Annotated in this window: 4 protein-coding genes; all 4 read left to right on the plus strand. The window is 37.5% G+C overall.

What is annotated here, in order from left to right; genetic code table 11:
* The first annotated feature begins 209 nt into the window (after positions 1–209).
* Positions 210–647 carry a DUF5675 family protein gene (locus tag VHA02S_RS24490; RefSeq protein ID WP_038899753.1) on the plus strand — a complete coding sequence of 146 codons (438 nt, stop codon included), beginning with the start codon at positions 210–212 and terminating at the stop codon, positions 645–647.
* Positions 648–650: 3 nt separating this feature from the next.
* Positions 651–1,145: a hypothetical protein gene (locus VHA02S_RS24495; RefSeq protein WP_050567850.1), complete on the plus strand. Its 495-nt coding sequence runs from the start codon at positions 651–653 to the stop codon at positions 1,143–1,145.
* A 103-nt stretch (positions 1,146–1,248) separates the two neighbouring features.
* Positions 1,249–1,896, plus strand: coding sequence for an HNH endonuclease (locus VHA02S_RS26525; RefSeq protein ID WP_038899754.1), 648 nt, complete (start codon positions 1,249–1,251; stop codon positions 1,894–1,896).
* A 195-nt stretch (positions 1,897–2,091) separates the two neighbouring features.
* Positions 2,092–2,751, plus strand: a complete 660-nt coding sequence (locus VHA02S_RS24505) for a hypothetical protein (protein WP_050567852.1) — start codon at positions 2,092–2,094, stop codon at positions 2,749–2,751.
* Positions 2,752–2,764 lie beyond the last annotated feature (13 nt).

Below are 2,764 nucleotides of genomic sequence, written 5' to 3' on the forward strand. Positions count from 1 at the left end.
TCGTGTTTAAGGTGGTATGCGGGAGCTTCGGTATTGCGTTGCTCACACCTTAACAGAGCGTTAGCTTTATCAATCCAATCGTTAAATGTAAGAGTTAGAATTGTCAAGTACAATGTTGCTTTGATACTTGCCGAAAAAGGGACTCTTGGAGGCATGTAATTGAGTTATTTCAGCTAGTATTTCCTCAATTTAATGTGAGGATAAAATAAATGACTGGCAAAAAAGTCAAAGCAATATTAAATCTCAGGCGCATAAAACAGTATGGAGAGACAACGTTAGGAAAACTAACTATTGAAGGTATCGACAAGAGTTGGTTTGTTCTCGAACCAGGAGGTCCTGACTCTATAGTTGAGGGTTCGGACAAAAGAATTTCGGCTGGTACATACAAAGTGGAACCATTTAGTGGTACCAAATATAAAAATGTGTACGAATTAAAAAATGTTCCAGGACGGACTTATGTTTTGATTCACGCAGGCAATTATCACAAAAATACGGAAGGCTGTCTAATGCCTGGTAAAAGTTGGGGAGTGTTAAAAGATTCTCATTATTATGTAAGCAATAGTAAAGTGGCGTTAAAAGAAATTTTTTTAGAGATTGGTAAGTATAAAGAAATTGAGATTAGAGTAACAAATCAACTGGAGAAATGATTCATGTTAAAAAATATTGTGATTTTAATTTTTCTAATTTTTTCAAGTACTGTTATCGCATCTACCCCACGTACAGAGCTCAACCTTCTCTGGATGAAAAATAATTATTTTGTAATTCAAGAACACTTGGAAAGTGATGAATCGAAAATAGTTGTCCCTACAATAAATACTCTGGGGGAAATATGGGTTCACAGGGATGGTGCTGTTTCTGGAGAGGTGTCCCTTTTGTTGTTAGTTGCCTTGACTCATCATACCTATATTACGCTAGCAGTGCTTTCATCAGAGCCCGATTCGTTTTCAAAATGGTTAAATGAATTACAAGGAATAGTTTTTACGGATTTCAATGGAGGAGAAGTTGAACAATTATTTCATGCTAAAGAAGATCTTGTTCGTGCTTTGAGTTTATATATGAACTCAAATCCGCAAGTAGCGCTAGCTCCTTATGGCGAGAGCTTACTTGAACGACTTGAGAGAATTTCAATCCGAAGCGTAGATTAATATGTCTGCTAAAAATTGAGTTGTAGTGTTTCGTGGTAGCGTTGCTCACACCTTAATGCGGCGTTAGGTGTCATAATTGACAGCGGTAAATTAAGAAAAATTGATGAATAGAACATTTACATTTGAGCGTTCAAAAAAGAAGAACGGACAAAAAGCTAAGTATACCTTTGTAGAGCTTGAAAATGGTGTACAAGTTATTCGTGATAATGATGGGGAGATTTTTACCCATGACTTTACGATTGGCAGCCGCTTTGTTACCAAAACGGGGAAAAAAGTAAAGATGATTGGTTGGTATTGGTCACCCGAGGAGAATGCAGGCTGCTACGCAAAGACAGATCAGAACCCTGTGAGCCTACAAAATCAAATAGATCACATCTACTCAAAATCATATGGTGTTGAGGATGAACTTATTCGCGGTGAGTTAGATATTCATGCCGTAGGTTATGTAGAGGGAGCGGTTAAAAAAGTACTTATAAACCAGTATGAGAGAGACCCTAAAGCAAGGAGAGCATGCATAGACTTTTTTGGTTGTAAGTGTTTCATATGCAATTTTGATTTTGCCCTTTTTTATGGTGGGTATGGGGCTGGCTTTATTGAAGTTCATCACGTTAAGCCATTGAGTCATATAAAAGCAACATATAAAGTCAACCCGATAGAAGATCTAATACCAGTATGCTCAAATTGTCATTCAATGCTACATCGGGGAAAAGCTCCTTTGACAGTTGAAGAACTAAAATCAATTGTTAACTGACACCTAACAAACAATTTAAGAGTGATTCGGCGCGCGTGGCATTTTTACTATGCGTCGGTTTAAGTGATTAGGGTGTTATGCGGTAGCATTGGTATTGCGTGCCTCACACCTTAATTGGGCGTTATGTGTCATTCAGCTTGACCAGATAGCATTCTTTAAGTATAAAAAACACTTTCTATGCAATTGGTTTTATAAATGTTTCAAGGCGTATTAAAAAAACATCCCAAATTTGCTTTTGCACTTTTTGCATTGCTGTGTGGTTCGACCTTATTTCTGGTTTTTTCTGACGATTACTCAAAGACCTTTGAAGATAATTTAGTCCCTGAGTTTGTAGGGGTTGCTGTAGAGCTTGCCTTAATTATTTTTGTTCTCGACATTATTGCTCTTAAGCAAGAGAAAAAGCGTTCTCGTCAGCTGGAAAAAAGAGCGAGGGAGTATTTAAGGTTCATAGTTGTTAATTTGCTCAAAGATTCAAGAGTGTTCGATAAGACAAGATCAGTGCTACCATCAATAGTGGAGTACGAGTCAAATCGAAATGACTTTAAGTTCTTTGCTAGTGAAAGGGCTAGGAGCAATGAAGTTATTGATGCTCTTGTTCGTGTACTTGCCACTTCTGAAAGTGAGGTGCACGAGCATATCAAAAATCATGTGTCGATCGAACTAGCAAGCTTCCATTCACTATTCCCAATAGTTGCAGAAATTAGTGAAGACCATTTCAAAACATGGGGTCGTATCGTGTACTTTTTGACTAAAGTTGCCAAAGGAGACGATATCGAAAGTAACATCATCGCGGTTTTGCAAAAAATCAAAAAATTCGATGAAAAAACTGGAGAAGTTTTTGGCGACTTGAGCTAGACACATAACAAAC

The sequence above is a fragment of the Vibrio harveyi NBRC 15634 = ATCC 14126 = KCTC 12724 genome (genome assembly GCF_001591145.1).
In the GTDB taxonomy this organism is placed as follows: Bacteria; Pseudomonadota; Gammaproteobacteria; order Enterobacterales; family Vibrionaceae; genus Vibrio; species Vibrio harveyi.

Excerpts from the sequence above, each read along its gene's own strand:
- VHA02S_RS24495 (WP_050567850.1), top strand. The coding sequence starts at position 651 with ATGTTAAAAAATATTGTGATTTTAATTTTTCTAATTTTTTCAAGTACT.
- VHA02S_RS24505 (WP_050567852.1), top strand. The coding sequence starts at position 2,092 with ATGTTTCAAGGCGTATTAAAAAAACATCCCAAATTTGCTTTTGCACTT.
- VHA02S_RS26525 (WP_038899754.1), top strand. The coding sequence starts at position 1,249 with ATGAATAGAACATTTACATTTGAGCGTTCAAAAAAGAAGAACGGACAA.
- VHA02S_RS24490 (WP_038899753.1), top strand. The coding sequence starts at position 210 with ATGACTGGCAAAAAAGTCAAAGCAATATTAAATCTCAGGCGCATAAAA.